At 66.3% G+C, this 25,419-nt stretch carries 27 protein-coding genes; 11 read left to right on the top strand and 16 right to left on the bottom strand.

The window, feature by feature from the left end; translation table 11 throughout:
- Positions 1-58: 58 nt before the first annotated feature.
- The 3 genes from hppD (at position 59) to bchJ (ending at position 2,936) form a co-directional block, all read left to right on the top strand.
- Positions 59-1,174, top strand: coding sequence for a 4-hydroxyphenylpyruvate dioxygenase (gene hppD / locus BZF61_RS10470; protein ID WP_086619086.1), 1,116 nt, complete (start codon positions 59-61; stop codon positions 1,172-1,174).
- On the top strand, positions 1,171-1,734 hold the full coding sequence (locus BZF61_RS10465; protein WP_086619085.1) for a VOC family protein: 564 nt from the start codon (positions 1,171-1,173) through the stop codon (positions 1,732-1,734). Before hppD ends, BZF61_RS10465 begins: the two co-directional genes overlap by 4 nt.
- A 239-nt stretch (positions 1,735-1,973) precedes the next feature.
- On the top strand, positions 1,974-2,936 hold the full coding sequence (gene bchJ, locus BZF61_RS10460) for a bacteriochlorophyll 4-vinyl reductase (protein WP_143737009.1): 963 nt from the start codon (positions 1,974-1,976) through the stop codon (positions 2,934-2,936).
- Here the strand turns inward: bchJ and BZF61_RS10455 are convergent.
- The 9 genes from BZF61_RS10455 to aroC all read right to left on the bottom strand — a co-directional run bounded on the left by BZF61_RS10455 (position 2,933) and on the right by aroC (position 12,735).
- Positions 2,933-3,256 (bottom strand): hypothetical protein, encoded by a 324-nt coding sequence (locus tag BZF61_RS10455; protein WP_143737007.1) that lies wholly within the window; start codon positions 3,254-3,256, stop codon positions 2,933-2,935. The two genes, bchJ and BZF61_RS10455, sit on opposite strands and share 4 nt — an antisense overlap.
- On the bottom strand, positions 3,249-3,464 hold the full coding sequence (locus BZF61_RS10450) for a type II toxin-antitoxin system antitoxin (RefSeq protein ID WP_086619083.1): 216 nt from the start codon (positions 3,462-3,464) through the stop codon (positions 3,249-3,251). The genes BZF61_RS10455 and BZF61_RS10450 overlap by 8 nt, the downstream gene beginning before the upstream one ends.
- A gap of 10 nt (positions 3,465-3,474) precedes the next feature.
- Positions 3,475-4,377, bottom strand: a complete 903-nt coding sequence (locus BZF61_RS10445; RefSeq protein WP_086619082.1) for an SPFH domain-containing protein — start codon at positions 4,375-4,377, stop codon at positions 3,475-3,477.
- Between the two features lie 59 nt (positions 4,378-4,436).
- Positions 4,437-5,639: a GNAT family N-acetyltransferase gene (locus BZF61_RS10440; RefSeq protein ID WP_086619080.1), complete on the bottom strand. Its 1,203-nt coding sequence runs from the start codon at positions 5,637-5,639 to the stop codon at positions 4,437-4,439.
- Positions 5,636-6,469: a cupin domain-containing protein gene (locus tag BZF61_RS10435; protein WP_086619078.1), complete on the bottom strand. Its 834-nt coding sequence runs from the start codon at positions 6,467-6,469 to the stop codon at positions 5,636-5,638. Before BZF61_RS10435 ends, BZF61_RS10440 begins: the two co-directional genes overlap by 4 nt.
- 173 nt (positions 6,470-6,642) lie before the next feature.
- Entirely contained in the window at positions 6,643-8,847 is a 2,205-nt protein-coding gene (gene katG, locus BZF61_RS10430; protein ID WP_086619077.1) for a catalase/peroxidase HPI, read from the bottom strand.
- A 169-nt stretch (positions 8,848-9,016) separates the two neighbouring features.
- Positions 9,017-10,606, bottom strand: a complete 1,590-nt coding sequence (ahpF, locus tag BZF61_RS10425) for an alkyl hydroperoxide reductase subunit F (RefSeq protein WP_086619075.1) — start codon at positions 10,604-10,606, stop codon at positions 9,017-9,019.
- Positions 10,607-10,821: 215 nt separating this feature from the next.
- Positions 10,822-11,388 carry an alkyl hydroperoxide reductase subunit C gene (gene ahpC / locus BZF61_RS10420; protein ID WP_086619074.1) on the bottom strand — a complete coding sequence of 189 codons (567 nt, stop codon included), beginning with the start codon at positions 11,386-11,388 and terminating at the stop codon, positions 10,822-10,824.
- A 270-nt stretch (positions 11,389-11,658) separates the two neighbouring features.
- Positions 11,659-12,735 carry a chorismate synthase gene (aroC, locus tag BZF61_RS10415; protein WP_086619073.1) on the bottom strand — a complete coding sequence of 359 codons (1,077 nt, stop codon included), beginning with the start codon at positions 12,733-12,735 and terminating at the stop codon, positions 11,659-11,661.
- Positions 12,736-12,914: 179 nt separating this feature from the next.
- Here aroC and ruvA point away from each other — a divergent pair, with 179 nt between their 5' ends.
- The 7 genes from ruvA to BZF61_RS15605 all read left to right on the top strand — a co-directional run bounded on the left by ruvA (position 12,915) and on the right by BZF61_RS15605 (position 20,048).
- Positions 12,915-13,526 (top strand): Holliday junction branch migration protein RuvA, encoded by a 612-nt coding sequence (gene ruvA / locus BZF61_RS10410; protein WP_086619072.1) that lies wholly within the window; start codon positions 12,915-12,917, stop codon positions 13,524-13,526.
- 416 nt (positions 13,527-13,942) lie between these two features.
- A complete protein-coding gene (gene infC / locus BZF61_RS10405) occupies positions 13,943-14,422 on the top strand; it encodes a translation initiation factor IF-3 (protein ID WP_211276762.1) in 480 nt (159 codons plus the stop codon).
- 230 nt (positions 14,423-14,652) lie between these two features.
- Complete coding sequence (locus tag BZF61_RS10400; RefSeq protein WP_086619070.1) at positions 14,653-15,783, top strand: DUF547 domain-containing protein; 1,131 nt, start codon at positions 14,653-14,655, stop codon at positions 15,781-15,783.
- Between the two features lie 194 nt (positions 15,784-15,977).
- Entirely contained in the window at positions 15,978-17,414 is a 1,437-nt protein-coding gene (locus tag BZF61_RS10395; protein ID WP_086619068.1) for an SLC13 family permease, read from the top strand.
- A gap of 167 nt (positions 17,415-17,581) precedes the next feature.
- Positions 17,582-18,928 (top strand): cystathionine gamma-synthase family protein, encoded by a 1,347-nt coding sequence (locus BZF61_RS10390; RefSeq protein WP_086619066.1) that lies wholly within the window; start codon positions 17,582-17,584, stop codon positions 18,926-18,928.
- Between the two features lie 57 nt (positions 18,929-18,985).
- Positions 18,986-19,819: an SDR family NAD(P)-dependent oxidoreductase gene (locus BZF61_RS10385; protein WP_086619065.1), complete on the top strand. Its 834-nt coding sequence runs from the start codon at positions 18,986-18,988 to the stop codon at positions 19,817-19,819.
- Between the two features lie 28 nt (positions 19,820-19,847).
- Positions 19,848-20,048, top strand: a complete 201-nt coding sequence (locus tag BZF61_RS15605; protein WP_143737005.1) for a hypothetical protein — start codon at positions 19,848-19,850, stop codon at positions 20,046-20,048.
- A 7-nt stretch (positions 20,049-20,055) separates the two neighbouring features.
- Here BZF61_RS15605 and BZF61_RS10380 read toward each other — a convergent pair whose 3' ends face one another.
- Positions 20,056-20,589 (bottom strand): J domain-containing protein, encoded by a 534-nt coding sequence (locus tag BZF61_RS10380; RefSeq protein ID WP_086619063.1) that lies wholly within the window; start codon positions 20,587-20,589, stop codon positions 20,056-20,058.
- A 198-nt stretch (positions 20,590-20,787) separates the two neighbouring features.
- On the opposite strand from BZF61_RS10380, the gene BZF61_RS15770 reads away from it, so the two are divergent.
- Complete coding sequence (locus BZF61_RS15770) at positions 20,788-20,949, top strand: hypothetical protein (protein ID WP_158094090.1); 162 nt, start codon at positions 20,788-20,790, stop codon at positions 20,947-20,949.
- Positions 20,950-20,952: 3 nt separating this feature from the next.
- Here the strand turns inward: BZF61_RS15770 and pal are convergent, their stop codons facing one another.
- The 6 genes from pal to BZF61_RS10350 all read right to left on the bottom strand — a co-directional run bounded on the left by pal (position 20,953) and on the right by BZF61_RS10350 (position 25,395).
- On the bottom strand, positions 20,953-21,471 hold the full coding sequence (gene pal, locus BZF61_RS10375; RefSeq protein WP_086619153.1) for a peptidoglycan-associated lipoprotein Pal: 519 nt from the start codon (positions 21,469-21,471) through the stop codon (positions 20,953-20,955).
- 84 nt (positions 21,472-21,555) lie between these two features.
- Positions 21,556-22,965, bottom strand: a complete 1,410-nt coding sequence (gene tolB / locus BZF61_RS10370) for a Tol-Pal system beta propeller repeat protein TolB (protein ID WP_086619061.1) — start codon at positions 22,963-22,965, stop codon at positions 21,556-21,558.
- The gene (locus BZF61_RS10365; RefSeq protein WP_086619059.1) at positions 22,962-23,780 is read right to left on the bottom strand and encodes an energy transducer TonB; all 819 of its coding nucleotides are present in this window, start codon (positions 23,778-23,780) and stop codon (positions 22,962-22,964) included. The genes tolB and BZF61_RS10365 overlap by 4 nt, the downstream gene beginning before the upstream one ends.
- A gap of 12 nt (positions 23,781-23,792) precedes the next feature.
- Positions 23,793-24,236 carry an ExbD/TolR family protein gene (locus BZF61_RS10360; RefSeq protein ID WP_086619057.1) on the bottom strand — a complete coding sequence of 148 codons (444 nt, stop codon included), beginning with the start codon at positions 24,234-24,236 and terminating at the stop codon, positions 23,793-23,795.
- Positions 24,236-24,940, bottom strand: a complete 705-nt coding sequence (tolQ, locus tag BZF61_RS10355) for a protein TolQ (protein WP_245804585.1) — start codon at positions 24,938-24,940, stop codon at positions 24,236-24,238. Before tolQ ends, BZF61_RS10360 begins: the two co-directional genes overlap by 1 nt.
- 5 nt (positions 24,941-24,945) lie before the next feature.
- Positions 24,946-25,395 (bottom strand): YbgC/FadM family acyl-CoA thioesterase, encoded by a 450-nt coding sequence (locus BZF61_RS10350; protein WP_086619054.1) that lies wholly within the window; start codon positions 25,393-25,395, stop codon positions 24,946-24,948.
- Between the last annotated feature and the right edge of the window lie 24 nt (positions 25,396-25,419).

The raw sequence follows: 25,419 nt of genomic DNA, 5'->3' as shown, positions 1-25,419 counted from the left end.
GTCGTTTCGGATAGATGGTTTCAACTGAAACTATCTCGCTGGCGAAGGGATCATCACCATGAACGTCCAGAGCAAAGACCTGTTCGACAATCCGGCAGGTCTCGACGGGTTCGAATTCGTCGAATTCTGCGCGCCCGAGAAGGGCGTGCTCGAACCCGTGTTCGAAGCGATGGGCTTCACCCTTGTGGCCCGGCACCGCTCCAAGGACGTGCACCTGTGGCGGCAGGGCGGGATCAACCTCATTGCCAATTACGAGCCGCGCTCGCCCGCCTGGTATTTCGCGCGCGAGCACGGCCCGTCGGCCTGCGGCATGGCGTTCCGGGTGCGGGACGCGGCCAAGGCCTATGACCATCTGATGGCCAAGGGCGCGGAGCCGGTTGCCGTCCAGACCGGGGTGATGGAGCTGCGCATCCCCGCGATCCGCGGCATCGGCGGAGCGATCCTCTATCTGGTCGATCGCTACGAGGGCGCTGCAGGCGGCAACGGCCTGACCATCTACGATATCGATTTCGAATACCTCCCCGGCGTGGAGCGGCATCCGGTGGGCGCGGGCTTCCACACCATCGATCACCTTACCCACAACGTCTATGGCGGGCGGATGAAATACTGGGCCGACTATTACGAAACCCTGTTCAACTTCCGCGAGATTCGCTTCTTCGACATCAAGGGCGAATATACTGGCCTCACCAGCAAGGCCTTGACTGCGCCCGATGGCAAGATCCGCATTCCCCTGAACGAGGAGGGTGAGGGCGGCAAGGGCCAGATCGAGGAGTTCCTGCGAGCCTTCAACGGCGAGGGGATCCAGCACATCGCGCTGATCTGCGATGATCTGGTGGCCTGCTGGGACCGCCTGCAAAAGCGCGGCGTTCCCTTCATGACCGCGCCGCCCGCAACCTATTACGAGATGCTGGACGAGCGCCTGCCGGGCCATGGCGAGGATGTCGAGGCGCTCAAGATGCGCGGCATCCTGCTCGATGGCACCACCGAAGGCGGCCAGCCCCGCCTGCTGCTCCAGATCTTCGCCCAGGCGCAGATCGGGCCGGTGTTCTTCGAGTTCATCCAGCGCAAGGGCGACGAAGGCTTCGGCGAGGGCAACTTCAAGGCGCTGTTCGAGAGCATGGAGCGCGACCAGATCATCCGCGGCGTGCTCCAGGTCGAGGAACCGGCCGCATGACCCACCCCGTCACCCTTTCCGGCATCCACCACGTCGCCTATCGCTGCAAGGACGCGAAAGAAACGGTGGAATGGTACGCCCGCGTGCTCGGCATGACTTACACCACCGCCTTTGCCGAGGACCATGTGCCCTCGACCGGCGCGTATGATCCCTACATGCACGTCTTTCTCGATGCCGGGAACGGCAATGTCCTCGCCTTCTTCGAGCTGCCGGGCCAGCCGGAGATGGGCAAGGACCCGAACACCCCCGCATGGGTGCAGCACCTCGCGCTGAAGGTGCCTTCGGAGGAGGCGCTGCTGGCGGCCAAGGCGCATATCGAGGCGCAAGGGATCGACGTGCTCGGGCCGACGCATCATGGCATCTTCAAGTCGATCTACTTCTTCGATCCCAACGGCCACCGGGTCGAACTTGCCGCCGATATCGGCACGGCCGAGCAATATGAAGAACTCGCCCGCGTCGCGCCGCTGATGCTGGAGGAATGGAGCCAGACCAAGAAAGCCCCGCGCCATGCTGACTGGCTCCACGAGATTGCAAGGGCGCAGCACGCGGCCAAAGGGTGATCCGTTTTTCTTGATTCAGCGCAAGGCGTGATTGCGCCCGCTCCCCCATCTTGAGCCAGATCAGGAGGGGGGATTGGCCCATGCGCATTCTGTTCGTTCATCCCAACTATCGTTCCGGCGGGGCCGAGATTGCCGGAACCTGGCCCCCGCATGGGTCGCCTATCTCGCCGGCCCGCTCAAGCGCGCTGGCTTCACCGACATCACCTTCATCGACGCCATGACCGAGGGGCTGTCGGACGATGATCTGGCCGGGCGGATGCGCGCTCCAGCCCGACGTGGTCGGCACCACCGCGATCACCCCCTCGATCTACGCCGCCGAGCGGGCGCTGGAGATCGCCGCGCTCCACGTGCCGCGGGCGGTGCGGGTGCTGGGCGGGATCCATGCGACCTTCATGTATGCGCAGGTGCTCGCCGAGGCCCCGCATATCGACGTGATCGTGCGCGGCGAGGGCGAGGAAATCGCGGTTGAGCTATTCACCGCCATCGAGCAGGGCCGCTGGCCCGCCGATGCGCGCACCATCAAGGGCCTCGCCTTCAGGGAAGGTGAAAACGTGATCGCCACCCAGGCGGCCGAGACGATCAAGGACATGGCCGCGATCAAGCCCCATTGGGACGTGCTCGACTGGAAGCAGTTCACCTATATTCCGCTCGGCACCCGGGTCGCCATTCCCAACCTCGCGCGCGGCTGCCCCTTCACCTGTTCCTTCTGCACGCAATGGAAGTTCTGGCGCGATTACCGCGTGCGCGATCCCAGGGACGTGGTCGATGAAATTCAGGCACTCCGGCTGCATCGCTGGCTGTCCTTGCGCGAGCCGATGGGGTGCTATGCCATCGCCGAGGAAGCCGGCGCACGCACTGCGGACTACATCATTGCCAAGCGCATCCCCCCGGCGGTCGTCTGGCTGCTGCGGCACCTGCCCGCGCTGCTCGCCGCGCCGGTGCTGATGGCGGCGATCCGCAAGCACGCCTGGACCTTCGCGGGTGCAGGCGTTTTCGTGCCGCGCGAGGCGTGGGGCTTCACCACCGATCGCAGCGCGGCCGAGGACATCATCCCGCTGCCCGATAGCCTGTTTCACTGGTATGCGGCGGTGTTCACCCGGCTCTATCGCCGTCTGGTCGCGGGCGACTGCACCTGCCGGATGATCGACCGGGCCGAAGGCCTGCGCCAGCAGCTCGCCTACCAGATCGCTCGTGGCAACTAGCGCCCGCGCCGGCTCTTGCGCTCGGCCTCGCGCTTCTGCCTGATCACCTCGTTGGCGTCGATCACCTCGGCGCGGGACTTCATCCACCAGATGCCGCCCACCGTCCAGACCAGCAAGCCCACGAGGAACACCGCGTCGGGCGCCCCGAAGGTGCTGTCCGCCGGGCGGGCGCTGTCGAACGCCGCGAAGCCGACGGTCATGGCCGCGAACAGCGCCATCCACACACCCATCTGCATCCAGCCCGAAGCATTGCGCGGGGTGATATTGTGGATGAACCAGTTACGACGGAACATGAGGAAGGGCTTGTCGCCATCACGCATCATCGCCTCCTTTGCCTGTGGTGCCCGGCGGACGGCCGCGGCGGGGCGTGGTGCTGCGGGCGACCTTCACGCCGCGCCGCGCCAGCGCCTCGCGCAACAGCACCTCGATCTCGGCGTTCACGCTGCGCAGCTCGGCATCGGCGAGCCGCTGGACCGCATCGTGCAGCGCCGGATCGAGACGCAGAGGAAAGGGTTTCCTGGCCGACATCGCGGGATCGTCAGTAGAGCGACCCCGTGTTGACCACCGGCTGGGTCTCGCGCTCGCCGCACAGCACGACCATCAGGTTCGACACCATCGTCGCGCGGCGCTCGTCGTCGAGGTGGACGACGTCTTTCTCGCTGAGCTGGTGGAGCGCCATCTCGACCATCGACACGGCGCCCTCGACCAGCTTCTTGCGCGCCGCAATCACGGCTTCGGCCTGCTGGCGGCGCAGCATCGCACCGGCGATCTCGGGGGCATAGGCGAGGTGCGTAAGGCCGCATTCGTCGACCGTGATTCCCGCTACCGACAGCCGCTCGATCAGCGCCAGGCGCAGTTCGGCGCTGATCTCGTCGTGATTGCCGCGCAGGGTGACTTCGAGATGCTCGATGTCGTCATAGGGATAGCGCGAGCCGATCGAACGCACCGCGGCCTCGATCTGGGCGGTGACGAATTCGCGGTAATCATCGACGTCGAACAGCGCCTGCGCGGTATCGGTGACGCGCCACACCACCTGGGCAGCCATTTCAATCGGGTTGCCGCGCGCGTCGTTGACCTTGATCGTCTGCGAAATCACATTGTTGGCGCGCACCGAGATCTTGGTCTTGCCTAGCCACGGCAGCACCCAGCGCAGCCCCTCATTGCGGTCGGTGCCCTTGTAGGCGCCGAACAGCTGGATCGCCGCGGCTTCGTTGGGGTTGATCATGTAGAAGCCGGTAAGGATGAGCAGGCCGACAACGCCGGTCAGGCCCGCGCCGATCACCTGCAGGACGTCAGCCTTCTCCGGCGCGATCGCGCTGATGAACAGCCACCCGGCCAGGCCGACCAGCGCAAGACTGACCACCAGCATCACATAGCCGCTCTGGGTGTTGGCCGGGACTTCGCGGCTACGATTGAGGGCAGGGGTATCAGCATGGGACATGACGATTCTCCGAAAACGATATAATTATGATATCATAATTATACCGGTGAAGGAGCGCGTCAAGCGAATTCGGGAAGCTCTTCTGTGCGCGGCGTGCGGCGCCGGTGCCAGCGGGTGCGGGCCTCGATCAGCGCGCGCAGGCCCCGGCGCCGGGCGCTGCCCCCAATCGCCACCGCAAAGCAGCCGAGTGTGCGCGCTTGCGGCCACAGCGCGTCAGTCGGGCTGCCTGCCGGGGCACAGGTGTCGAACAGCAGCTCTGCTTCGCCTTTGCTCAGCCGCGCGACCTGCCGCATCAGCAGCCGCCCCGGCGCGAATTTCCGCCACGCTTCGTCATAGGTCATCTTGAAGCCGAAGCCATGTCCGTGGGCGACGAACCAGCTTGACATGGCGACGATCCGGTCGCCCGCGCGCAGGCTGGCGAGGCGCGCCGCACCGATTCGGTGGCCGTGGCGGATCGCCTCGCGGAACAGCGCGGTGTTTCCCGGCGCGCAGGCCAGCGCGCTGCGTGCCCGGCCCTTCCAGCCCGCCCGTTCGAGCGCGAGGAAGGCGGCGATCCATGCCTCGCAGTCCTCGCCGGGGGAGTGCATCACGGTGCTGACCGGGCCGAGCGCCTGCCCCAGCCGGCGCTCCAATCCGTCGAGCCGCTGGTCGAGCCGGTGCAGTCCGCGCGGGTCGACCAGCCGCTGCCGACCCGACAGGCGAGCGGGGCGCACGAAGCGGGCAAGCGTCTCGATCATCCGCCCCTGTTCGGCGCATAGGCTGACCAGCGCCAGCGTCGCCGGATCGTCCAGCGGCAGATCCTTGCAGCACAGCGCCAGCGCCAGCCCCGGGCGGCGGTCAAGCCGCGCCAGCAGGCCGGTCCAGAAGGCCTTCTCCGCGCCCGGCAACACCAGCGGAGTGGCGAGGAACTGGTTGCTCGCGCGCCAGCTGTGGAGGCTGGGCAGCGGGCAACGCCCGACCTTCGGCTCGAACACCAGCGGCAAGGCGCCGAGCCACTCGCCCGAGGCCTGTCGCACCACCGCTAAGCGCAGCGTGGCCGCCTCACCGCAATGGCGCAGGGCCGGCTCCATGAACCAGTCCTGCGCGAAGATATTGCCCGGTGCGGCGCGCGCGCTGAGCCGCGCCCAGCGGGCGCGCTCGGCCGCTGGCAGTGCGGCCGGATGGAGGAAATCGACCGTCAGCGCAGTCCCGCCCCGATCGGGATGCAGCCAGCTTGTCGGGTTCGGGGCCGCGACAAAGGCGGTGTCGGGCTGCTTCGTCATAGCACACCGATCCGCTGCCCGAGGCGGCGCACCGCCGCCCGCAGCCAGGGCGCACCCGTCGCGGCCGCCGGATCATGCGCGGGCAGTCCCCAGCGCCGCAGCACCGGATTGAGCGCCAGCGCATCGGCCTCGGCGCGGCTGGCGCGGCTCTGCCAGGTGACCGACAGCGACACCGAAGGCGCATCGCCCGCCAGCACGCGGTGTGGCGCCGCGAAAGGCACGAATAGCGCATCGCCGGGCGTCAGCTGGTGCTGCTGCTCGGCCTGCGCGAAGTCGGGCTGCCAGGCCAGCATGTTCTCGCCGGCCAGATGGTAGGCCTCGCGCTGCCCCAGGTCGAGAAAGGGTGGCACCGGCGGGCAGGTGGCGAAGAGCTTGGTCCCGGCGATCTGGAACAGGATGTTGTATTCGGCATCGAAGTGGAACGGGGTGTGGGTGCCAGGGGCGGAGACGAAGACGAAGCCCTTGATGTCGCGCACCGGCCCGGTCGCCGGGACGATTACCGGGGCGAGTTCGGCCAGCAGGCGCTCAATCAGCGCGCTATAGTCCGACAGCTGCTCGATCCCGCGCAGCATGATCCACGCCGCGGCGTCGCCACCCTCGGCAATCGCGGCGGCCGGGTCGCGGCCGTCAGCGCGGTGGCGGAAGCCCGCGCCATCGGTGGCATTGTGCACCCGCCGTTCGACCTTTCCCGACGGCAGATCGCGCGCCGCCGCCGCCAGCGCGGCATGGCCGAGCAGCGGTTCGGCAGCGAGATGGTGCCGGATCATTGCCGCACGATGGGGGTAACTGTCCGCCAGAAGCGACAGCGATGCGGGATCGACGAGCGACATTTCGGCGGCCCTGATGCGTAAAATTAGATACTAGTATCAGGACTTTAATCAGGAACTGGTGAAAGCCCCGTTAACGCTTTCGGGCAGGTGACGGGCCGAATGCAGGCGCGAAGAAGGCCCCCGGTATCGCTACCGGAGGCCCTCTGTCAGTCGCTCACGCCTCGCCAAAAGGCTCAGTGATACTTGGCGTAAGTGAGGTCGAAGCGGTCGGCGTTCATCACCTTGTTCCAGGCCGAAATGAAGTCGCGCACGAACTTCTCCTCGTTCCCGGCTTCGGCATAGACCTCGGCCTGAGCGCGCAGCATCGAGTTCGAGCCGAACACGAGGTCGACGCGGGTGGCGCGATACTTCTCCGCTCCGGTCTTGCGGCAGGTGCCGACATATTCCTCATCGCCCGAGCCTTCGACCGGGGTCCACTTGGTGTTCATGTCGAGCAGGTTGCGGAAGAAATCCGGGGTGAGCGTGCCGACCCGATCGGTGAAAACCCCGTGCTTGCGGTTGCCGCTGACCGCGCCCAGCGCCCGCATCCCGCCGACCAGCACGGTCATTTCCGGGATCGAGAGGCCGAGGAGGTGCGCCTTGTCGATCAGCAGTTCCTCGGTGCGGACGACCGACTTGGTCTTGAGGTAGTTGCGGAAGCCGTCGGCGAAGGGTTCGAGCGGTTCGAAGCTCGCCGCATCGGTGTGCGCTTCGGTCGCATCGCCGCGCCCTCCGGTAAAGGGCACGGTAACGTCGAAACCCGCATCCCTGGCCGCCTTCTCGACCGCTGCGCTTCCCGCCAGCACGATCGCATCGGCCATCGAGAGGTTGCCGCGGTGCGCGTCGATCACGCCCAGCACCTTGGCGAGCTCGTCGGGATCATTCGCTGCCCAGTCGCGTTGCGGGGCCAGCCGCACCCGCGCGCCGTTGGCGCCGCCGCGATGGTCCGAATTGCGGTAGGTCGAGGCCGAGGCCCAGGCCGCCTTGACCAGTTCCGAGATGGTGAGGCCCGAACCGAGGATCGCATGCTTGAACGCGGTGACATCGGCATCCGAAGGCATGGTGCCCGCTGGCACGGGATCCTGCCAGATCAGGTCTTCGGCCGGGACTTCCGGGCCGAGGTAGCGGATCTTCGGCCCCATGTCCCGATGGCACAGCTTGAACCACGCGCGCGCAAAGGCATCGTCGAGCGCCTTGGGATCAGCGAGGAAACGCTCGGAGATCTTGCGATATTCCGGATCCAGCTTCAGCGCCATGTCGGCGGTGGTCATGATCGTCGGCACGCGCTTGTTCGGATCGCGCGCATCGGGGGCAAGGTCTTCCGGTTCGGGGTTGATCGGCGTCCATTGCCACGCGCCCGCCGGCGACTTCACCAGTTCATAGTCATACTTGAACAACAGGCGGAAGTAGTCGTGGCTCCAGCTCGTCGGGTTGTTCGACCAGCTGCCCTCGATCCCCGAGGTGGTGATGTTGCCGGCCGCAATCTCGTTCTCGTCGACCAGCCAGCCGAAGCCCTGCAGGTGCAGGTCGCCGCTTTCGGGCGGGCCGCAGAAGGTGGCCGACGGGGCAGCCCCATGGGCCTTGCCGAAGGCATGGCCACCGGCGGTGAGCGCGACGGTTTCCTCGTCGTTCATCGCCATGCGGGCGAAGGTTTCGCGCATGTCGCGGGCCATGCCCTCGGCGTCATGCGGGTCGCCGCCAGGGCCTTCGGGGTTGACGTAGATCAGCCCCATCTGGATCGCGGCGAGCGGGTTTTCGAGGTCCGCGCCGTCCTTGGGGCGGATGCGGGTGGCGACGCCTTCGTTGACCCACTGCTCTTCGGTTCCCCAATAGACGCTCTCCGGCTCAAACACGTCCGCGCGCCCGCCGCCGAAGCCGAAGACGGGTCCGCCCATGCTCTCGATCGCGACATTGCCGGCGAGGATGAACAGATCGGCCCAGCTGATGTTCTTGCCGTATTTCTGCTTGATCGGCCACAGCAGCCGGCGGGCCTTGTCGAGGTTGCCGTTGTCGGGCCACGAATTGAGCGGCGCAAAGCGCTGCTGACCCGAATTGGCCCCGCCGCGCCCGTCACCGGTGCGATAGGTGCCCGCCGCGTGCCAGGCCATGCGGATGAAGAAGGGGCCGTAATGGCCATAATCGGCTGGCCACCAGGGCTGGCTGTCGGTCATCAGTGCCTTGAGATCGGCCTTCAGCGCCTTGTAGTCGAGCGCGTTGAAGGCCTCGGCATAGTCGAAGTCCTCGCCATAGGGGTTCGCGCTGCGGCCGCCTTCGGTCAGGATGTCGAGCTGCAGCGCCTCGGGCCACCAGTCGCGGTTGGTGCGGCCCAGCAGGCTGCGCGTTTCCACGCTGCCGTGGAACGGGCAGCCGCCGCTCAAGTCTCCGGTCTTGGCATCCATGTCTCTCTCCTCTTGTGCATTGTCCATTGAGACTCGCCCCCGTCAGAGGCAGGTCTATGCGAGGAAGATGACGCTTTCAGGATGGCGCGTCCAATCGATTAATGCGCGGTGATTGATTGAGAGAGACGATTATTGGTTGGGTGACGCAGAGGGTGGGCGCGTGCGGCTGTCAGGCTGCCTGAGCGATGTCCTCGACCGGCTCGTTGCGGATCAGGAAGTCGAACGCCCCCAGCCCTGCCTTCGCGCCTTCGCCCATTGCGACGACGATCTGCTTGTGCGGCACGGTGGTGCAATCGCCCGCGGCATAGATGCCGGGGATGCTGGTTGCGCCGTGCCCGTCGATCACGATCTCGCCGAACTTCGACAGTTCAAGGCCGGTCTCGCGCAGCCATTCGGTGTTGGGGACAAGGCCGATCTGCACGAACACGCCTTCCAGCGCGATGCGGCGTTCGTCCCCGCTGGCGCGGTCCTTGAGCACGAGGCCCGTCACCTTGCCGTTTTCGCCGAGGATCTCGGTGGTCTGGCCATTGGTGATGATCTCGACATTGGGCATCGAGCGCAGCTTGCGCTGGAGCACCTCGTCGGCGCGCAGCCTGGTGTCGAACTCGATCAGCGTCACGTGGCTGACGATCCCGGCCAGGTCGATCGCCGCCTCGACGCCGGAGTTGCCGCCGCCGATCACCGCGATGCGCTTGCCCTTGAACAGCGGGCCATCGCAGTGCGGGCAATAGGCCACGCCCTTGTTGCGATACTCGGCCTCGCCCGGCACGCCGAGATTGCGCCAGCGCGCGCCGGTGGAAAGGATCAGCGAACGTGCGCGCAGGGTTGCGCCGTTGGCCATCTTCACCTCGTGATAGCCGCCGCCATCCCTGGCGGGCTTGAGTTCGACCGCGCGGGCAAGGTCCATCAGGTCGATTTCGTATTCGCCCACGTGCCGCCTGAGGCTCTCGGTGAGCTTCGGGCCTTCGGTGTAGGGGGTGCCGGGGAGGTTCTCGATCCCGAGCGTGTCCATCAGCTGCCCGCCGAAGCGCTCTGCCGCGATACCGGTGCGAAAGCCCTTGCGCGCGGTATAGACCGCCGCGGCCGCGCCCGCCGGGCCGCCGCCGATCACCAGCACCTCGAACGGGGCCTTCTGGCTGAGCTTTTCGGCCTGCTTTGCATCAGCGTTCTTGTCGAGCTTCGCCAGAATCTCGGCCAGCTCCATCTTGCCGTTGTAAAACGGCTCGCCGTTGAGGAAGGTCGCCGGCACGGCCATGATCTCGCGGCGCTCGACTTCCTCCTGGAAGGTGCCGCCTTCGATCAGGGTCGCGGTGATGCGCGGGTTTTCGAGCGCCATCAGGGTCAGCGCTTGCACCACGTCGGGGCAGTTGTGGCACGAAAGCGAGAAGAACATCTCGAAGTGATAATCGCCCTCGAGTGCACGCACCTGCTCGATCAGGTCGGCATCGACCTTGGGCGGGTGGCCGCCAGCCCACAGCAGCGCGAGCACCAGCGAAGTGAATTCGTGGCCCATTGGCAGGCCGGCAAAGCGCACCCACTTTTCCGGATCGCGCGCGCGGCGGATGACAAAGCTGGGCTTTCTCGCATCTGTGCCGTCGAAGCGGGCGGTGACGAGATCATGCAGCGCAGCGATCTGTTCGAGAAGCTGGCGGGTCTGGCGCGCCTTCTCGCTGTCGTCGAGGCTGGCGACCAGTTCCACGCCTTCGCGCAGATTGCCGAGATAGGTCTTGAGCTGGGCCTGCAGGGCAGCGTCGAGCATGGGTGTCCTCCGGGCGCGGATGAGCGCGCGAGAATGGGATTATCCTGATGCGGGCAACACGGGACCGGACAGCCTTGCCCAATAGGGGGGAGGGGCGGGCATCCGGTCCCGGCTACGACCCGAGGGATAAAAGAGCCTCGGGATTTTACGACCGGCGCGGGGCCGAGGGGGGGGGAGGGAGAAGCCCCGGCCGGTCGGTTCGGTAAGGTCAGACCTCAGATCTTGCCGACCAGATCGAGCGAGGGAACCAGGGTGTCAGCCCCTTCTTCCCACGCCGCCGGGCAGACCTGACCCGGGTTGGCGCGTACGTACTGTGCAGCCTTGATCTTGCGGGTCAGTTCGTTGGCATTGCGGCCCACGCCTTCGCAGGTGATCTCCATGATCTGGATCACGCCGTCCGGATCGACCACGAAGGTCGCGCGGTCGGCAAGCCCGGAGCCTTCACGCAGGACGCCGAAATTGTTCGACAGCACATGGTTCTGGTCGCCCAGGAACGGGAAGGTCAGCTTGCCGATCTTGTCCGACGTGTCGGCCCAGGCCTTGTGGCTGAAGTGCGTGTCGGTCGAGACGGCATAGACTTCAACGCCCATCGCCTGGAGGGTCGCGTACTTTTCGCCCATGTCCTCAAGCTCGGTCGGGCACACGAAGGTGAAGTCGGCCGGGTAGAAGAAGAACACCGACCACTTGCCCGCGAGATCGGCCTCGGTGACGGTGAAGAAGTCCTTGCCCTTCTGGTAGGCGGTGGCGGTGAACGGCTTGATGGTCGAACCGATGATACCCATGGAAGTTTGTCCTTTGGTTGGGTTGAGAGGATGGTGAAAAACCGACGCCGCTGAAATAGGGATTATTGCGCTGCACAAAAGATGATTGTTGCGATTGCTAAAATCGCTTTTTTCAATGATGGGCGCGGGAACCAATCGGATTTGACGATGTTTTGCCGCAATCCGCCAAATGCACCTGCGACGTGACGGCAAGGCGGAAGTAACTCTTGCCTCAACGCCGCCCGTCCGCGACGCGCCCGGCTTACCCAATGTGCGTGCGTTTTCCTCGCGCTAGGGCTTTCCTATCTGACCGCGGTGCAGCAGCTTGTGATCGGCCAGCACCAGCGCCATCATCGCCTCGACCACTGGTGTGCCGCGGATTCCGACGCAGGGATCGTGGCGGCCCTTGGTGACGACTTCCACCGCCTCTCCGGCAGAGTTGATCGATTCCACCGGGATGAGGATCGAGGAGGTCGGCTTGAACGCGACCCGGCATACCACCGGCTGCCCGGTCGAAATGCCGCCCGCGGTGCCGCCTGCGTGGTTGGTCAGAAACTCGGGCTTGCCGTCCGGCCCAGGGCGCATCCGGTCGGCATTTTCTTCGCCCGATAGGCGCGCGGCTGCGAAGCCGTCGCCGATCTCGACGCCCTTGACCGCGTTGATGCTCATCATCGCGCTCGCCAGGTCGCTGTCGAGCTTGGCATAGATCGGCGCGCCCCAGCCCGCGGGGACGCCCTCCGCCACGCACTCGACAATCGCGCCGAGCGAGGAACCGGCCTTGCGCGCGGCATCGACCTTCTTCTCCCAGCGTTGCGCGGCTTGTGCGTCGGGGCAGAAGAAGGGGTTCTTGGCGATCTCCCCATAATCGATGTTCGCCGGGTCGATCCGGTCGCCGCCCAGTTCGCACACGTAAGCGGTGATGGTGACTTCCGGGATGACGAGCCGCGCCACCGCGCCCGCCGCGACCCGCGCCGCCGTCTCGCGCGCCGAGGAGCGCCCGCCGCCGCGATAGTCGCGGATGCCGTATTTGGCATCATAGGCGTAATCGGCATGGCCGGGGCGGTATTGCCGGGCGATGGCGCTGTAATCCTTGCTCCGCTGATCGGTGTTCTCGATCATCAGGCTGATCGGCGTGCCGGTGGTCTTGCCCTCGAACACGCCGGACAGGATGCGCACCAGATCATCCTCGCGCCGCTGGGTGGTGAAGCGGCTGGTGCCCGGCTTGCGGGCATCGAGGAAGGGCTGGATCGAGTCCTCCGAAATCGTCAGCCCCGGCGGGCACCCGTCGACGACCGCGCCCAGCGCGGGCCCGTGGCTCTCTCCCCAGGTGGTGAAGCGCAGCACGCGCCCGAAGGTGTTCCAGCTCATCGGCGGTGCTTTTACCCAAAGTCCCGTTCGTGTCGAGCGCAGTCAAGACACCTTGACGGATGCATCTCGGCTTCGCCCGATGCCAACGGGGATTTGTGCCGCAGAACACTAGCCAAGCCGGACAGATTAGGTCAGGAGCCTTGCGCTCAAGCAGCGAAGCGGTGGCGCGGCAAGGATTCATGATTGCAAAGCTCTCAGGCAGGCTCGATGCGACCGGCGAGGACTGGGCGGTGGTCGATGTCGGCGGGGTGGGCTACCTCGTCCATGCTTCCCGCCGCACGCTCGCCGCGCTGGGCGAGATTGGCGCGCAATGCACCGTCCACACCGAACTCCAGGTGAGCGAGAATGATATGCGCCTGCTGGGCTTTGCCGAAAGCGCGGAGCGCGACTGGTTCCGGCTGCTGACGGGCGTGCAGGGCGTGGGCAGCAAGGTTGCTCTGGCGATCCTCTCGGCGCTTTCGACCGGGGAATTGCGCGATGCCTGCGGGCGCGGCGACGCGGCGATGGTGGCGCGGGCGCAGGGCGTGGGGCCGAAGCTGGCTGGCCGGATCGTCAACGAGCTGAAGGACAAGGCGGGCGCGATGCCGGCATCCGGGCCGGGCGGGTTTGCGGCCAGCTTCGCATCCGCTCCCTTTGGCAGCAAGGGCGCAGACGCGGCGAGCGCGCTGGAGAACCTCGGCTTCAAGCCCGCCGTCGCGGCGCAGGCGGTTGCGCGGGCGCTCGAGGAACTGGGCGAAGGCGCGAGCGAGGGCGAGCTGATCCGCGTGGCGCTGAAAAAGGCGGCGGGGTGACCGGACGGCCGCGCATGGCCAATATGGTTTCAGGCTGTTTCTCGCCCGTTGCCTTCACGATCTTTCGGCGCGCACCACAGTCTTCCCGCATCGAAAAGGGGGTGTTGCCCTGGCAAGCACGGATCGGCGCTGGCCAGGGGATGTGGCCTGTGCGCTTGAGCCGTGCCTGGGCGCGCTTGCCGCCGCTGCGGCGCACCAGTCGAGACTGGGGGAAAAATGCGGGAAGGCGCAAATCTGGCCAATCCTCGCCGCGCGCAGGTCGGGGCGGTCGGGGAAATATTCTCCACCTAGCGCCTGCGGTGGTTTCGGATTAAGGAGCGCTGCGGTACGCAGCCACAAAAGGAGAATACCCCATATCACGTCCACCTCGGCGCTCGTTGGCCCCGCCCGTCAAAAGCGGCCCTCGTTATGATTTCATGATCCAGGTTCCCAAGGTCCGCGTCATCGATGACGAAGGCGAGAATCTGGGTGTGATGTACACCCGCGAAGCGATCGAACGGGCCAATGAAAAGGGCCTGAACCTGGTCGAGGTGTCGCCCAATGCGGACCCGCCGGTGTGCAAGTTCCTCGATGTCGGCAAGTATCGCTACGAGGCCCAGAAGAAGGCCAACCTCGCGCGCAAGAGCCAGAAGACGCAGGATATCAAGGAAGTGAAGATGCGTCCGAACATCGACACGCACGACTATGACGTGAAGATGCGCAACGTGACGAAGTTCATCAACCATGGCGACAAGGTGAAGATCACCCTGCGCTTCCGCGGCCGCGAAATGGCGCATCAGCACCTCGGCATGGACCTGCTCAAGCGCGTGCAGGACGATGTTGCCGAGATCGCCAAGGTCGAAGCCTTCCCGCGCCTCGAGGGCCGCCAGATGCTGATGGTGCTCGCCCCGAAGTAGGGGCAGCGCGCCCAGCGTGACCAGATCGAAGGGGGCGGGCCGCAGGGCTCGCCCCTTGTCGATTGTGCTCGGCGGATGAGTGCTAGGCGGCTCGACAAAACGCTGATGGAAACCGATTGCTGGCGACATCGTTGGCCAGGTCGGTGCTATTGAAACCCTGCCCCATCAACCTGTTCCGCACCCTCTCCAGCCCCGGCCGAGGGGCGAGCATCTCGGGAAACCTCGCGACCATGCCCTCTCTCCCCCGCGCCTTCCTTCTGCCCGCGATCCTTGCCCCGGTGACGCTCGCCGGCGCCGCGCCCGCAGCCGCCCAACCGCCGCTTGGCGAAGCGGAACTGGCCACCTTCGCCCCCTCCAAGACCCCCAACAACGACAAGATCGATTATTCGATCTGGGACGAGGCGATGAAAAACATTGTCGTGTCGATGGGCCCGTCCCTGCGCGAAGGCGCGCCGCGCCCCGATCCCAGCTTGGGCACTCGCCGGCAGTACGGCCATGTCTCCCGCTACCGGCTCGAGGGAACGCGGGTGATGTTCAGCTTCTTCGACCCCGAAGTGATCGCGAGCTTCGGCGAATATCGCAAGGATCTGGAGAACACCGCAAACATTGTCGATATCCAGTCGCTCGCGCGCAACGAACAGCTGGCCTACTGGATCAATCTCCACAATGTCGCGCTGGTCGAGCAGATCGCGAAAGCCTGGCCGGTGCGCCAGCCGCGCGAGATCAGGATCGACGGCGTTCCGCTCGATGAAGCGCGCTTTATCACGGTCGAAGGCATCAAGCTCAGCCCGCGCGATATCCGTGAGAAGATCGTCTATCGCCACTGGAAGGATCCGGCGGTGATCTATGGCTTCTGGCGCGGCGAGATCGGCGGGCCCTCGCTCCAGCGGGAGGCCTTCAATGCCGATAATGTCGGGCGGCTGCTGACCCGCGGCGCCGTCGACTTCATCAATTCGCTGCGCGGCACGCAGGAGTTGGGCGACCGTCTCCAGGTGTCCGAACTCTACAAGGAGGCGGCACCTTACTATTTCCCCAATTTCGAGGCGGATCTGCGCGCCCACCTCGCCCGCTATGCCGACGCGCCGACCGCCGCGCTGCTGGCCAAGACCACCGGGGCCGAGCCGGTCCTCGCCGAGCATGACATTGCCGATCTCGCAGGCGGCGTGCGCGAGCCGACCTACCAGAACGTCACCTCGAACGGGCAGCCGGTGAGCTTCCGCATACCGCAGAGCATCGCCGCCCTGCTGAAGGAGCGCGAGGCCAAGTTCCAGGAGCTTATTCGCCAAGGGCGCACCGGTACGGTGACCTTCAGCAACATCGACCTGCCGGGCGATCCCGACAGCAAGGACGAAGTCGAGTAAACGCGCGCTGCGCCGCGTTGATTGGCCGTTCGTGATCGGTCTATCCGATTGATATGCGCCCTTTCTTCGGACGGGCATGGCTCCTCTGCCAGGGGAAAGTCTGAAGAAGACCGTGGTGGAGTGATCCGCCGCAAGCTTGTGGAGGCAAGCTTCGCTTGCTACATCCGCCCCGAGGCGGGGATCAGGAATACGGCATGACAGCGCGCCGGATCGGCCTTGGACTTGGCCCGACGGTCTTTGCGCTCACGGCGGTGCTTGCGCCGCCCACGGGCATGACTGCGGCGGCCTGGCTGGTCGCCGGTCTGGTGGTGTGGATGGCGTCCTGGTGGATGACCGAGGCCGTGCCGATGGAGGTCACCGCCGTGCTGCCCTTTCTCGTGCTGCCGCTGGCGGGCATTTCTTCCGCCGAGGACACGGCGAGCGACTACTACTCGCCGATCCTGTTCCTGCTGCTGGGTGGGGCTTTCATCGCGCTGGCGATCGAGCGCACAGCGCTCCACCGCCGGCTGAGCCTCGCAATCCTCCGGCTGGCGGGCAAACGTGGCGGCCCGGGTCGGCTGCTGCTGGCATTCATGATCGCGGCGGGACTGCTGTCGATGCTGATCTCGAACACCTCGACCGCGCTGATCATGATGCCGATGGCGCTGGCCGTGCTCGAAGGAGGCGAGCGCGCGGGCAGCACGGCGACAGCGCCGCAGCCACACCCGCCGCAGGAGGGGCTGGCCGGCGCGCTGCCGATGGGGATCGCCTTTGCGGCCAGCATTGGCGGGCTTGGCACCTTGGTCGGCTCGCCCACCAATGCCATTTCGGTGGGCCTGCTCGACCAGATTGCCGGGGTGCGGATCAGCTTCCTGGAATGGTCGCTCTACGGTGTGCCGCTGGTGCTGCTGGGCGTGCCGCTGGCGGCCTTCATCATTGCCCGGGTGCAGCATGTCGCCCGCCATCCTTTCGATGTCGACCGGGCACGCGCGGCGATTGCCGGCCAGACGGAGTGGAGCAGTGCCGAAAAGCGGCTGGCGGTGCTTGTGGCTCTGACGGTGGCCGGATGGGTCACCCAGCCTCTGGTGGCGCCGCTGTTTCCGCCCGGAGCGTGGGGCGACGGCACGATCGCCGCGATCGCCGCGCTGGCGCTGTTCGTGCTGCCTGACGGCACGGGGCGCAGCCTGCTGGTGTGGGACGAGGCAAAAGCCGCCCCGTGGAACGTGATCTTCCTGTTCGGCGGCGGATTGGCACTGGCAGGCGGGATGCAGGCCTCGGGCCTCACCACGTGGCTTGGCGAGGCGCTGCTGCCGCTCGAACGCTGGCCGTTGATCCTTGTCGCGCTGGCAGTGACCGCGCTGGTCATCGCGGTCACCGAATTTGCCAGCAATGTCGCCACCGCGACCGGGATCGTTCCTGTCGTCGCCGCGCTGGTGGTGGCGCTTGGGGTCGATCCGGTGCTGCTCGCCCTGCCGGCGGCGCTCGCGGCAAGCTGGGGCTTCATGTTGCCGGCCGGCACCGGCCCCAACGTGATTGCCTGGAGCACGCGGCGTATCCGGATCGACCGGATGGTCATCGCCGGGGCGCTGCTCGACATCGCGGGCGTGTTCCTGCTGGTCGGGATCGTGTGGGGGATTGCTGCGCTGGCGTGAAACCTTTGCTGCCGTGCTTGAAAGGATCGTGCGCGTGCGCTAGCTTTCCGCCCAGCAGCGCGGTGGCAGCGGAGAGGCGTTCCTGCGGAGGTTAGGAACGGGTGCCCTGCCCGCCGCCGACCGGCTCCCGCCTTCCTGGGAGCGTGAGCACAGGAAGGACATGGCTCATGCCTGACGCTGTCGATGCTGTCGAAACCCCCACCCCCCGCCGCAAGCCCAAGCCCGCCAGACGCGAGATCGGTGGTCGTCCGCTGAAGCCATCGACCCTGATGATGGGCTACGGCTATGACCCGGTGCTCTCGGAAGGCTCGCTCAAGGCGCCGATCTTTCTCACCAGCACCTTCGCCTTCGAAAGCGCGGCCGCGGGCAAGCGCCATTTCGAGGGCATCACCGGCCTGCGCGAAGGCGGAGCGGAAGGCCTTGTCTATTCGCGCTTCAACGGGCCGAATCAGGAGATCCTCGAGGATCGCCTTGCCGTATGGGACGGGGCCGAGGACGCGCTGACCTTTTCCAGCGGCATGACGGCGATCTGCATCCTGATGCTGGCCTATTGCGGCCAGAACGACGTGATCGTCCATTCCGGCCCGCTCTATGCGGCCAGCGAAGGCTTCGTCGCCAGGGTGCTGAGCCGTTTCGGCGTGACCTATGTCGATTTCCCCGCCGGCGCGACCCGCTCGGAACTCGACGTGGTGCTGGCCAGGGCCAAGGCACAAGCGAGTGCGCAGGGCGGCAAGGTGGCAATGATCTACCTCGAAAGCCCGGCCAACCCGACCAACGCGCTCGTCGATATCGAAGCCGTGCGCGATGCGCGCGATGCGGCCCTGCCTCCGGCTCAAGCAGCCCAAGGCGGTAGCCGACAAGAATGCCCCATCGCCATCGACAACACCTTCCTCGGCCCGCTGTGGCAGCGCCCGCTGGAGCACGGGGCGGACATCGTCGTTTATTCGCTGACCAAGTATGTCGGTGGCCATTCCGATCTCGTCGCGGGCAGCATCGCCGGGGCCAAGCGCTGGATGGATCCGGTGCGCGCGCTGCGCAACACCATGGGCGGGATCGTCGATCCCAACACCGCATGGATGCTGCTGCGCTCGCTCGAGACGGTCGAGCTGCGGATGCAGCGCGCGGGCGAGAACGCGGCCAAGGTCTGCGCGTTTCTGCGCGATCACCCCAAGGTTGAAGGCCTCGGCTATCTCGGCTTCATTACCGATCCGCGCCAGCAGGACATCTATGACCGGCATTGTCTGGGCGCGGGCAGCACCTTTTCGCTGTTCATCAAGGGCGGCGAGGCGGAGTGCTTCCGTTTCCTCGACAACCTCACCATCGCCAAGCTCGCCGTAAGTCTGGGCGGGACGGAGACGCTGGCCAGCCACCCCGCCTCGATGACCCACCTGTCGGTGCCGCGGGCGCGCAAGGATCTGCTCGGCATCACCGACAATCTCGTGCGCATCAGCATCGGGATCGAGGATGCCGACGACCTGATCGCCGACTTCGCGCAGGCGCTCCAGCAGGTGTAAGTGAGACTTGCCCATCCCGGAGCTCTCCCGCAAGCGGGAGGGGAAAAGGAGGCCGACATGACCGACAACCGCAAGCCCGTGTTCCTTGTCATCGGCGCAGGGGCCGGGATCGGGGGCCATGCCGCGCTGCGCTTTGCCGCCGGGGGCTACCATGCGGTGCTTGCGCGGCGCAGCGACGGGGCCGGTCTGGCGCGGCTCGTCGGGCAGATCGAGGCGGCGGGCGGTTCGGCCAGCGGCACCCTGCTCAACGCTGCCGAGGACGGGGCGATCGAGGAGCTTGTTTCGCGCACCGAACGCGATGTCGGCCCGATCCGTTGCGCGCTCTACAATCTCGGCGCGCAGATCGGGAACCGCAGCCTCGATCAGACCCCGCACCGCATTTTCGAGCTTGGCTGGCGACTGGCGACCTTCGGGGTGTTCCGGCTCGCCCATGCGCTGTTTCCGGCGATGGTGGAGCGTGCGAAGACCGGTGCGCACGGCACGCTGCTGGTCACCTCGGCGACCGCGGCGATGCGCGGCAATTCCGGACAGCACAGCCATGCCGCGGCGATGGGCGGGCGGCGGATGCTGTGCCAGACGCTCAACGCCGAATTCGCCCCCCAAGGCGTGCACGTGGTGCACGTGGTGGTCGACGGCGCGGTCGATGCGCCCGACACGCTCGGCAAGTTGCTGGGTGACCGCTACGAGACCTTCAAGGCAAACAAGGGCCCCGATGGCATCATCGATCCGGCGGCGCTGGCCGAGACCTACTGGCACCTTGCCCACCAGCCGCGCAATTGCTGGAGCCACGAGATCGATGTCCGCCCTTGGACCGATGTCGCGTGGTGGAACGACAATCCCGATCCCCAGATCGACGCGCGCGGGAAAGGCTTTGCCGGGCCAAAGAACTAGGAGGCGCAGGCCTTACAGGAAACGGTCCTTGGGCAATCTGATTGGGGGAAAGCAAGTAACGGGACTGGCATGCTGCGGGTCTGATCACGTCAGGGAGGCTCCGCAGGCGGCGAGGAACTTCACGCTTTCAGCGGGCTACCGCTACCTGTGGCTGGATCGCCAGGCGAAAGGTGCCAGTTTCCAAGGCAGCATGAGCGGCCCGCTGGCGGGCGCGCCGCTGGCGTTCTGAAACCACCCTACCCGCGCCATTCGCGCCGTTCCTCGGCGGCGCGCAGGACTTCGTAAGAGGTCTGGATCAACAGGAAGCGTTTGGCGGCCTCGGCATCGCCGGGCTTCACGTCGGGGTGCACCTCCTTGGCGCGGGCACGATAGGCCCTCTTCACCGCGCCAAAATCCGCGTCCGGCTCCAGTCCCAGCACTTCCAATGCGCGCATTTCATCGGCCGAGCGCGAGCCGTCGCCCGATCTCGCCCAGCCATAATGCGCCGCCTCAGCATAGCCGGTGTTCTGGCGGCGCTCGGCGCGGACGCGTTCGTCCCTTTCGGCCTGCTCCAGACCTTCGAAGTAATTCCACCGGGAATTATATTCGGCCGCGTGCTTCTGGCAGAAATACCACCGCTCGCGGCTGTTGGGTGCCTTGGGCGCAGGGCAATCGCCGGGCTCGTTGCAGCCGTGGCGATCGCAGATGCGAACATTGGCCGCCTCTTGCGAGGCACCATAACCCCGCCAGCGCGGGAAGCCCCAGTCGATCGAACGGCGTGCGCGGCTCATGCGCGCCGCCCGATTATCGGGCCAGCCCCGTCAGCCGGGCAAATGTCGTTGGTCGAAACCATCACGCGTTCAATCTAGGCAAGATGGCGCGCAAAGCAAAGCCATGCCAGCACGGGAACCGGTTGCAATGTGAAATGTTGCATTGCAATAAACCTCGGGTGAAGGCAGACTTTCCGCCGATCCCAGAAAGACCGCCGCATGAGCCCGCAACTTACCCTTGCAAGCCTGTTTTCCGTGATCGCCCTGGTCGGGCTGTGCATTGCCACGTCGGTGCGGGAGCGGGCCGGGGCCGAGGTTGCGGCACGGCCCGCGCCCTACGCCCTGCAGGCCGGGCTTGCGCCCGACCTTGGCAACAGCTGAAGCTCAGTTGATGATGACGCTCGCGGCGCGGCGGTTCTGCGCCCATGAGGCCTCGTCCGAACCGAGCGCCACCGGGCGTTCCTTGCCGTAGCTCACCACCGCGATGCGCCCCGGATCGACCCCGAGGCTGACCAGGAAGTTCTTGGCCGCGTTGGCGCGCTTTTCGCCCAGCGCGATGTTGTATTCGCGCGTGCCGCGCTCGTCGGCATGGCCTTCGATGGTGAAGGTGATCTGCGGATAGCGCGCGAAATATTGCGCCTGTGCCTGCAGTGCGGCGGCGTCTTGCGAATCGATGTTGTAGCGATCGGTGTCGAAATAGATCGTGGTGGCCGAGCCGACCGCGGCGGCGAAATGCGCCTGCGTACCCACCATCGGACCAGCCGGCTGCACCTGCGGGCTGGGCTGGCTCGGGGTGACTGTCTGCGAGGGCGGTGGCGGCAGGGTCTCGGGTGCCTTCTTGGCGCAGGCCGCCAGCGTGGTGACCGAGGCGAGCAGCACGATCGTGGTAAGGTTCCGATTCATCGCCATTCCTTTCTGGTTATTGCGGGGAATTGGGAAAGAAAATCTCATGCAAACAAACGCGGCGGAATTGTGGTCGCTCCGTCGTCACGGCCGGATCGGGCCCCAGGCCGGGTCGGATGCGTCGACCGGGGTCGGCAGGCGACGCTCGTTCTGGCCGGTGAGGTCAACCTGCCAGATGCTCGAGCGCCCGGTGTTCTTCTCGGTGCGGAAGAACTGGATGATGCGGCCATTGGGCGCCCATGTCGGCGCTTCGTCCTGCCAGCCGCGGGTCAGCACGCGCATGTTGCCGCCGCTGGTGTTCATCACCGCGATGTTGAAGTCGCCCGCGATCCGGGTGAAGGCGATCTGGTCGCCGCGCGGGCTCCATTCGGGCGTGGCGCAGCGCCCGCCGAAGAAGCTGATGCGCTTCTGGTTCGATCCGTCAGCATCCATCACATAGCATTGCTGGCTGCCCGAGCGGTCGCTTTCGAACACGATCTTCTTGCCATCGGGAGAGTAGGAGCCGCCGACATCGATACCGGGCGAATTGGTGAGCTTGATGCTTGGCCCGCCGGTCGCCGGCACGCGGTAGATCTCGGTATTCCCGGCCACCGCCATCGAATAGAGGATGAACTTGCCATCGGGCGACCAGCGCGGAGCGAGGGTGGGGTTGCGGTTTTCGGTCACCAGCGTCTGCTTGCCGGTGCCGATGTCATAGACATAGATGCGCGGATTGCCGTCGACATAGGAGAGATAGAGGATCTTCGAATAGTCCGGCGAAAAGCGCGGGGTGAGCGCGGTGGCGCTCCCGAGCGTCAGGAAACGGTGGTTCGCGCCATCAGAATCCATCACCGCGAGGCGCTTGACCCGGCGGTCCTTGGGGCCGGTCTCGGCGATATAGGCGATTCGGCTGTCGAAGAAGGGGCTCTCGCCGGTCAGGCGGGAGAAGATGAGGTCGGAACACTTGTGCGCCGCGCGCCGCCAGTCGGCCGGGCCCACCACCCAGCCTTCGCGCGCCAGCTCGCTCTGGAGCGCGACATCGTAGAGGTAGCAGCCGACCACCAGCCGGCCATCGTCGCGCGCACGGACATAGCCATGCACCAGCATCTCGGCGCTGCGTCCGCTCCAGGTGGAAAAGGCCGGCGCGGTGATCTGGCTGAAGGTCGGCTGCGGCAGGCTGTCGGGGCCGACGGGCTTGAACAGCCCGTTGTTCCTGAGATTGGCGGTGATGACGCGGGCAATCTCGCGCCCCAGCGCGCCGGTTCCGGCCTCGTTGGCAGGCGTGGCCCGCTCGCGGTCGGTGGCGAAGGCGGGGATGGCAATGCCGATGTCCTGCCAGGCGCTTTCATCGGTGACGGTGAAGGAAATGCCCTCCTCGGCCGGCGCGGCCGAGGCATCGGTGGCGGCCTTTTCGACCGCGCCATCCTCGCCGATCGGCGCGCCGAGATCTTGTGCCGATGCAGTGGCGGCGAGCGTGGTGGACAGCAGCAGGACGGTAGCGAAAAGCGATTTCATTGCGCGGTGTTCCTGTCAAATCGAGCGCCGCGGACGGACTTCCACGCCTCGTAATACTCTTCCGGCAGGTCGAACGGTGCGGCCAATTGCACCGCCCGGATGGCGTTTTCGGCATGGCGCGCGGCCTGAGCGCGGTTGGAATCGGTGATCCCGCTCTGGCTGCGCACGCGCGGGCGGCCTTTCAGGCTGCCGTCCGGATTGAGATCAAAATCGATCAGAGTGACCAGCTCGTCAACATCCAGTCCCTGCGGTGCGGTCCAGTGCGGCTTGACCTGACGGGCCAGCGCCTGCGCGATCGAGGCCTTGGCGCTCGCGCCGATCTGTGAGGCAGGGATGCGGGTTTCCCGGGTGGAGGTGGAGCTTCCCCGGCCTTCGAGGAAATCGTCGCCGACGCGGCTGCCGCCGCCCTTTTCCGCTGCCTTGGCGGGTGTGGCGCTGGGGCGCGGGGCGGGCGGCGTGCGGTCGGGGCGGGAGCGCTCGCGGGAGGGTGCAGGCTGGCTGGTCGCGGTGGGCGCGGGGGGCTTGGGCGGGGTGGGCGCGACGCGCGCGGCAGGCTCTGGTTCGGTCGGTCGCGGCGCGGGGGCAGGTTGCTCCGACAGGGTCGGGGCGATCGCGGCGCGGCTTTCGGCCACCGGTTCGGGCGACGCGGCCTCGCGTCCGACCTCGTTCACCAGGCTCACCATCATGCGCTCGGGGAAGACCGAAACCTCGGAGCGCACGGTCTGCATAAGCAGCACCGCCACCAGCGCGCCATGCAGCAGCAGTGCGGCCAGCAGGCCGATCTTTTCCTCTTGGCGAAGGGCGATGTCTCCCATGATGGTCCCGGACTATGGGGCCGAAACTGAACCGTCGGTGACCAGCGAAATCGACGTGAAACCCGCGCGGCCCAGCTCGCCCATCACCCGCATCACCCGGCCATAATCAAGGCTGCGATCGCCGCGCAGCACCACCAGCGGCGGCTCGCCCCCGCGCTTCAAGGACTCGAGCGCGCCAGGCAGTCCGCCCGCCGGCACGGCCGCGTCCTCGATGTAGATCACGCCCTGCCGGTCGATCGAGATGGTGATCTGATCGGGCTTCTCCTCGACCGGCGCAGCGTGGCTTTCGGGCAGTTCCACCGGCACCCCGACCGCGGGCAGGGTCACCGTCACCATGAAGATGATCAGCAGCACGAGCATCACGTCGACCAGCGGCGTCACGTTGATCTCGGCCATCGCCGCGCGGCGCGAGCGCTTACCGCGATTGCGCCCGCCTGATGAAACACCCATCCCCATCAGACGCGGTCCAGCTCGCGGCTGAGGCCGGCGTGCACCTTGTCGGCGAAGCGCTGGAGCTTGGCCTCGTACTGGTTCACCAGGCCGGAAAAGCGGTTGTAGGCGATCACCGCGGGGATCGCGGCGAACAGGCCGATCGCGGTGGCGAACAGCGCCTCGGCAATGCCGGGGGCGACCACGGCCAGAGATGCGCTCTGCTGCGCGCCGATCTGGAAAAAGGAATTCATGATCCCCCACACCGTGCCGAACAGGCCGACGAAGGGCGCGACCGAGCCGACCGTGGCAAGGAAGTTGAGCCTTCTGGCGAGTTCGTCGGCTTCCTCGGCCACCTGGCTTTCCATCGCCGCGCCGATTCGCTGGCGGGTGGCCTCGCGGTCGACCGGCTGCTTGGCCGTGGACTTCTTCCATTCGTCGAGCCCCGCGCCCACCACCCGCGCAGCGGGGATTTCCTTGCGCTGTTGCTTGCCCACCAGCGCCTGGGCATCGCTCTCGCTCCAGAACGCGCCCTCGTATTCGCGCGTGGCCTTGTCGAGCCTGGCGATCCGCAAGGAGAAGGAGACAATGATCATCCACACCCACACGCTCGCGAGGATCAGGCCCAGCATCACCGCCTGCACGATGATGTCGGCCTGCAGGAACAGCTCGACCGGATCGAGCCGGGCAGGGGGGGCGGGGGCAGCGGCGCTGAGCAGAGCAAAGGTCACGGGGGTCAGTTGTCCTTGTCCATGAAATTCCGGAAAGCCTCGCGCCATTCGGGCGGCTGGCGGCGTGGGCGGCCGTCCAAGGTGATGAAGCCAACCCGCAGCAGCGCCTCGCACAGCAGATCGTGCCCGCGGCGGGCGATTTGGTGCATCCGGCACGAGGCCGCACCCAGTTCGGTGCAGCGGGTCTCGATGAGCACGTCATCATCGAGCCTGGCGGGGCGCAGGTATTTGAGGTTCACCTCGGACAGGGCATAGGCGCCTTGCCCGCTTTCGATCGCCGCGCGCTGGTCGATCCCGAGCAGGCGCAGCAGATCGCTGCGTGCACGTTCGAACCAGCGCAAGTAATTGGCGTGGTAGGTGATCCCCGACAGATCGGTGTCCTCGTAATAGACGCGCACCGCATAAAGATGCCGCGCACCGTCGAGGATGCCGTCGGGGGGATGGGGAGAGGTCATGGGTGCCACCTAGCCGACCGGGGA

The sequence above is a fragment of the Erythrobacter tepidarius genome, assembly GCF_002155695.1.
Classification (GTDB): Bacteria; Pseudomonadota; Alphaproteobacteria; order Sphingomonadales; family Sphingomonadaceae; genus Erythrobacter; species Erythrobacter tepidarius.
This window is presented reverse-complemented; position numbering and strand designations above follow the sequence as displayed.

What these genes read in the sequence shown, in the direction of transcription:
- hppD (WP_086619086.1), top strand. Translation starts at nt 59, where the DNA reads ATGAACGTCCAGAGCAAAGACCTGTTCGACAATCCGGCAGGTCTCGAC.
- BZF61_RS10465 (WP_086619085.1), top strand. Translation starts at nt 1,171, where the DNA reads ATGACCCACCCCGTCACCCTTTCCGGCATCCACCACGTCGCCTATCGC.
- bchJ (WP_143737009.1), top strand. Translation starts at nt 1,974, where the DNA reads ATGATCTGGCCGGGCGGATGCGCGCTCCAGCCCGACGTGGTCGGCACC.
- BZF61_RS10455 (WP_143737007.1), bottom strand. Translation starts at nt 3,256, where the DNA reads ATGCGTGATGGCGACAAGCCCTTCCTCATGTTCCGTCGTAACTGGTTC.
- BZF61_RS10450 (WP_086619083.1), bottom strand. Translation starts at nt 3,464, where the DNA reads ATGTCGGCCAGGAAACCCTTTCCTCTGCGTCTCGATCCGGCGCTGCAC.
- BZF61_RS10445 (WP_086619082.1), bottom strand. Translation starts at nt 4,377, where the DNA reads ATGTCCCATGCTGATACCCCTGCCCTCAATCGTAGCCGCGAAGTCCCG.
- BZF61_RS10440 (WP_086619080.1), bottom strand. Translation starts at nt 5,639, where the DNA reads ATGACGAAGCAGCCCGACACCGCCTTTGTCGCGGCCCCGAACCCGACA.
- BZF61_RS10435 (WP_086619078.1), bottom strand. Translation starts at nt 6,469, where the DNA reads ATGTCGCTCGTCGATCCCGCATCGCTGTCGCTTCTGGCGGACAGTTAC.
- katG (WP_086619077.1), bottom strand. Translation starts at nt 8,847, where the DNA reads ATGGATGCCAAGACCGGAGACTTGAGCGGCGGCTGCCCGTTCCACGGC.
- ahpF (WP_086619075.1), bottom strand. Translation starts at nt 10,606, where the DNA reads ATGCTCGACGCTGCCCTGCAGGCCCAGCTCAAGACCTATCTCGGCAAT.
- ahpC (WP_086619074.1), bottom strand. Translation starts at nt 11,388, where the DNA reads ATGGGTATCATCGGTTCGACCATCAAGCCGTTCACCGCCACCGCCTAC.
- aroC (WP_086619073.1), bottom strand. Translation starts at nt 12,735, where the DNA reads ATGAGCTGGAACACCTTCGGGCGCGTGCTGCGCTTCACCACCTGGGGA.
- ruvA (WP_086619072.1), top strand. Translation starts at nt 12,915, where the DNA reads ATGATTGCAAAGCTCTCAGGCAGGCTCGATGCGACCGGCGAGGACTGG.
- infC (WP_211276762.1), top strand. Translation starts at nt 13,943, where the DNA reads ATGATCCAGGTTCCCAAGGTCCGCGTCATCGATGACGAAGGCGAGAAT.
- BZF61_RS10400 (WP_086619070.1), top strand. Translation starts at nt 14,653, where the DNA reads ATGCCCTCTCTCCCCCGCGCCTTCCTTCTGCCCGCGATCCTTGCCCCG.
- BZF61_RS10395 (WP_086619068.1), top strand. Translation starts at nt 15,978, where the DNA reads ATGACAGCGCGCCGGATCGGCCTTGGACTTGGCCCGACGGTCTTTGCG.
- BZF61_RS10390 (WP_086619066.1), top strand. Translation starts at nt 17,582, where the DNA reads ATGCCTGACGCTGTCGATGCTGTCGAAACCCCCACCCCCCGCCGCAAG.
- BZF61_RS10385 (WP_086619065.1), top strand. Translation starts at nt 18,986, where the DNA reads ATGACCGACAACCGCAAGCCCGTGTTCCTTGTCATCGGCGCAGGGGCC.
- BZF61_RS10380 (WP_086619063.1), bottom strand. Translation starts at nt 20,589, where the DNA reads ATGAGCCGCGCACGCCGTTCGATCGACTGGGGCTTCCCGCGCTGGCGG.
- BZF61_RS15770 (WP_158094090.1), top strand. Translation starts at nt 20,788, where the DNA reads ATGAGCCCGCAACTTACCCTTGCAAGCCTGTTTTCCGTGATCGCCCTG.
- pal (WP_086619153.1), bottom strand. Translation starts at nt 21,471, where the DNA reads ATGAATCGGAACCTTACCACGATCGTGCTGCTCGCCTCGGTCACCACG.
- tolB (WP_086619061.1), bottom strand. Translation starts at nt 22,965, where the DNA reads ATGAAATCGCTTTTCGCTACCGTCCTGCTGCTGTCCACCACGCTCGCC.
- BZF61_RS10365 (WP_086619059.1), bottom strand. Translation starts at nt 23,780, where the DNA reads ATGGGAGACATCGCCCTTCGCCAAGAGGAAAAGATCGGCCTGCTGGCC.
- BZF61_RS10360 (WP_086619057.1), bottom strand. Translation starts at nt 24,236, where the DNA reads ATGGGGATGGGTGTTTCATCAGGCGGGCGCAATCGCGGTAAGCGCTCG.
- BZF61_RS10350 (WP_086619054.1), bottom strand. Translation starts at nt 25,395, where the DNA reads ATGACCTCTCCCCATCCCCCCGACGGCATCCTCGACGGTGCGCGGCAT.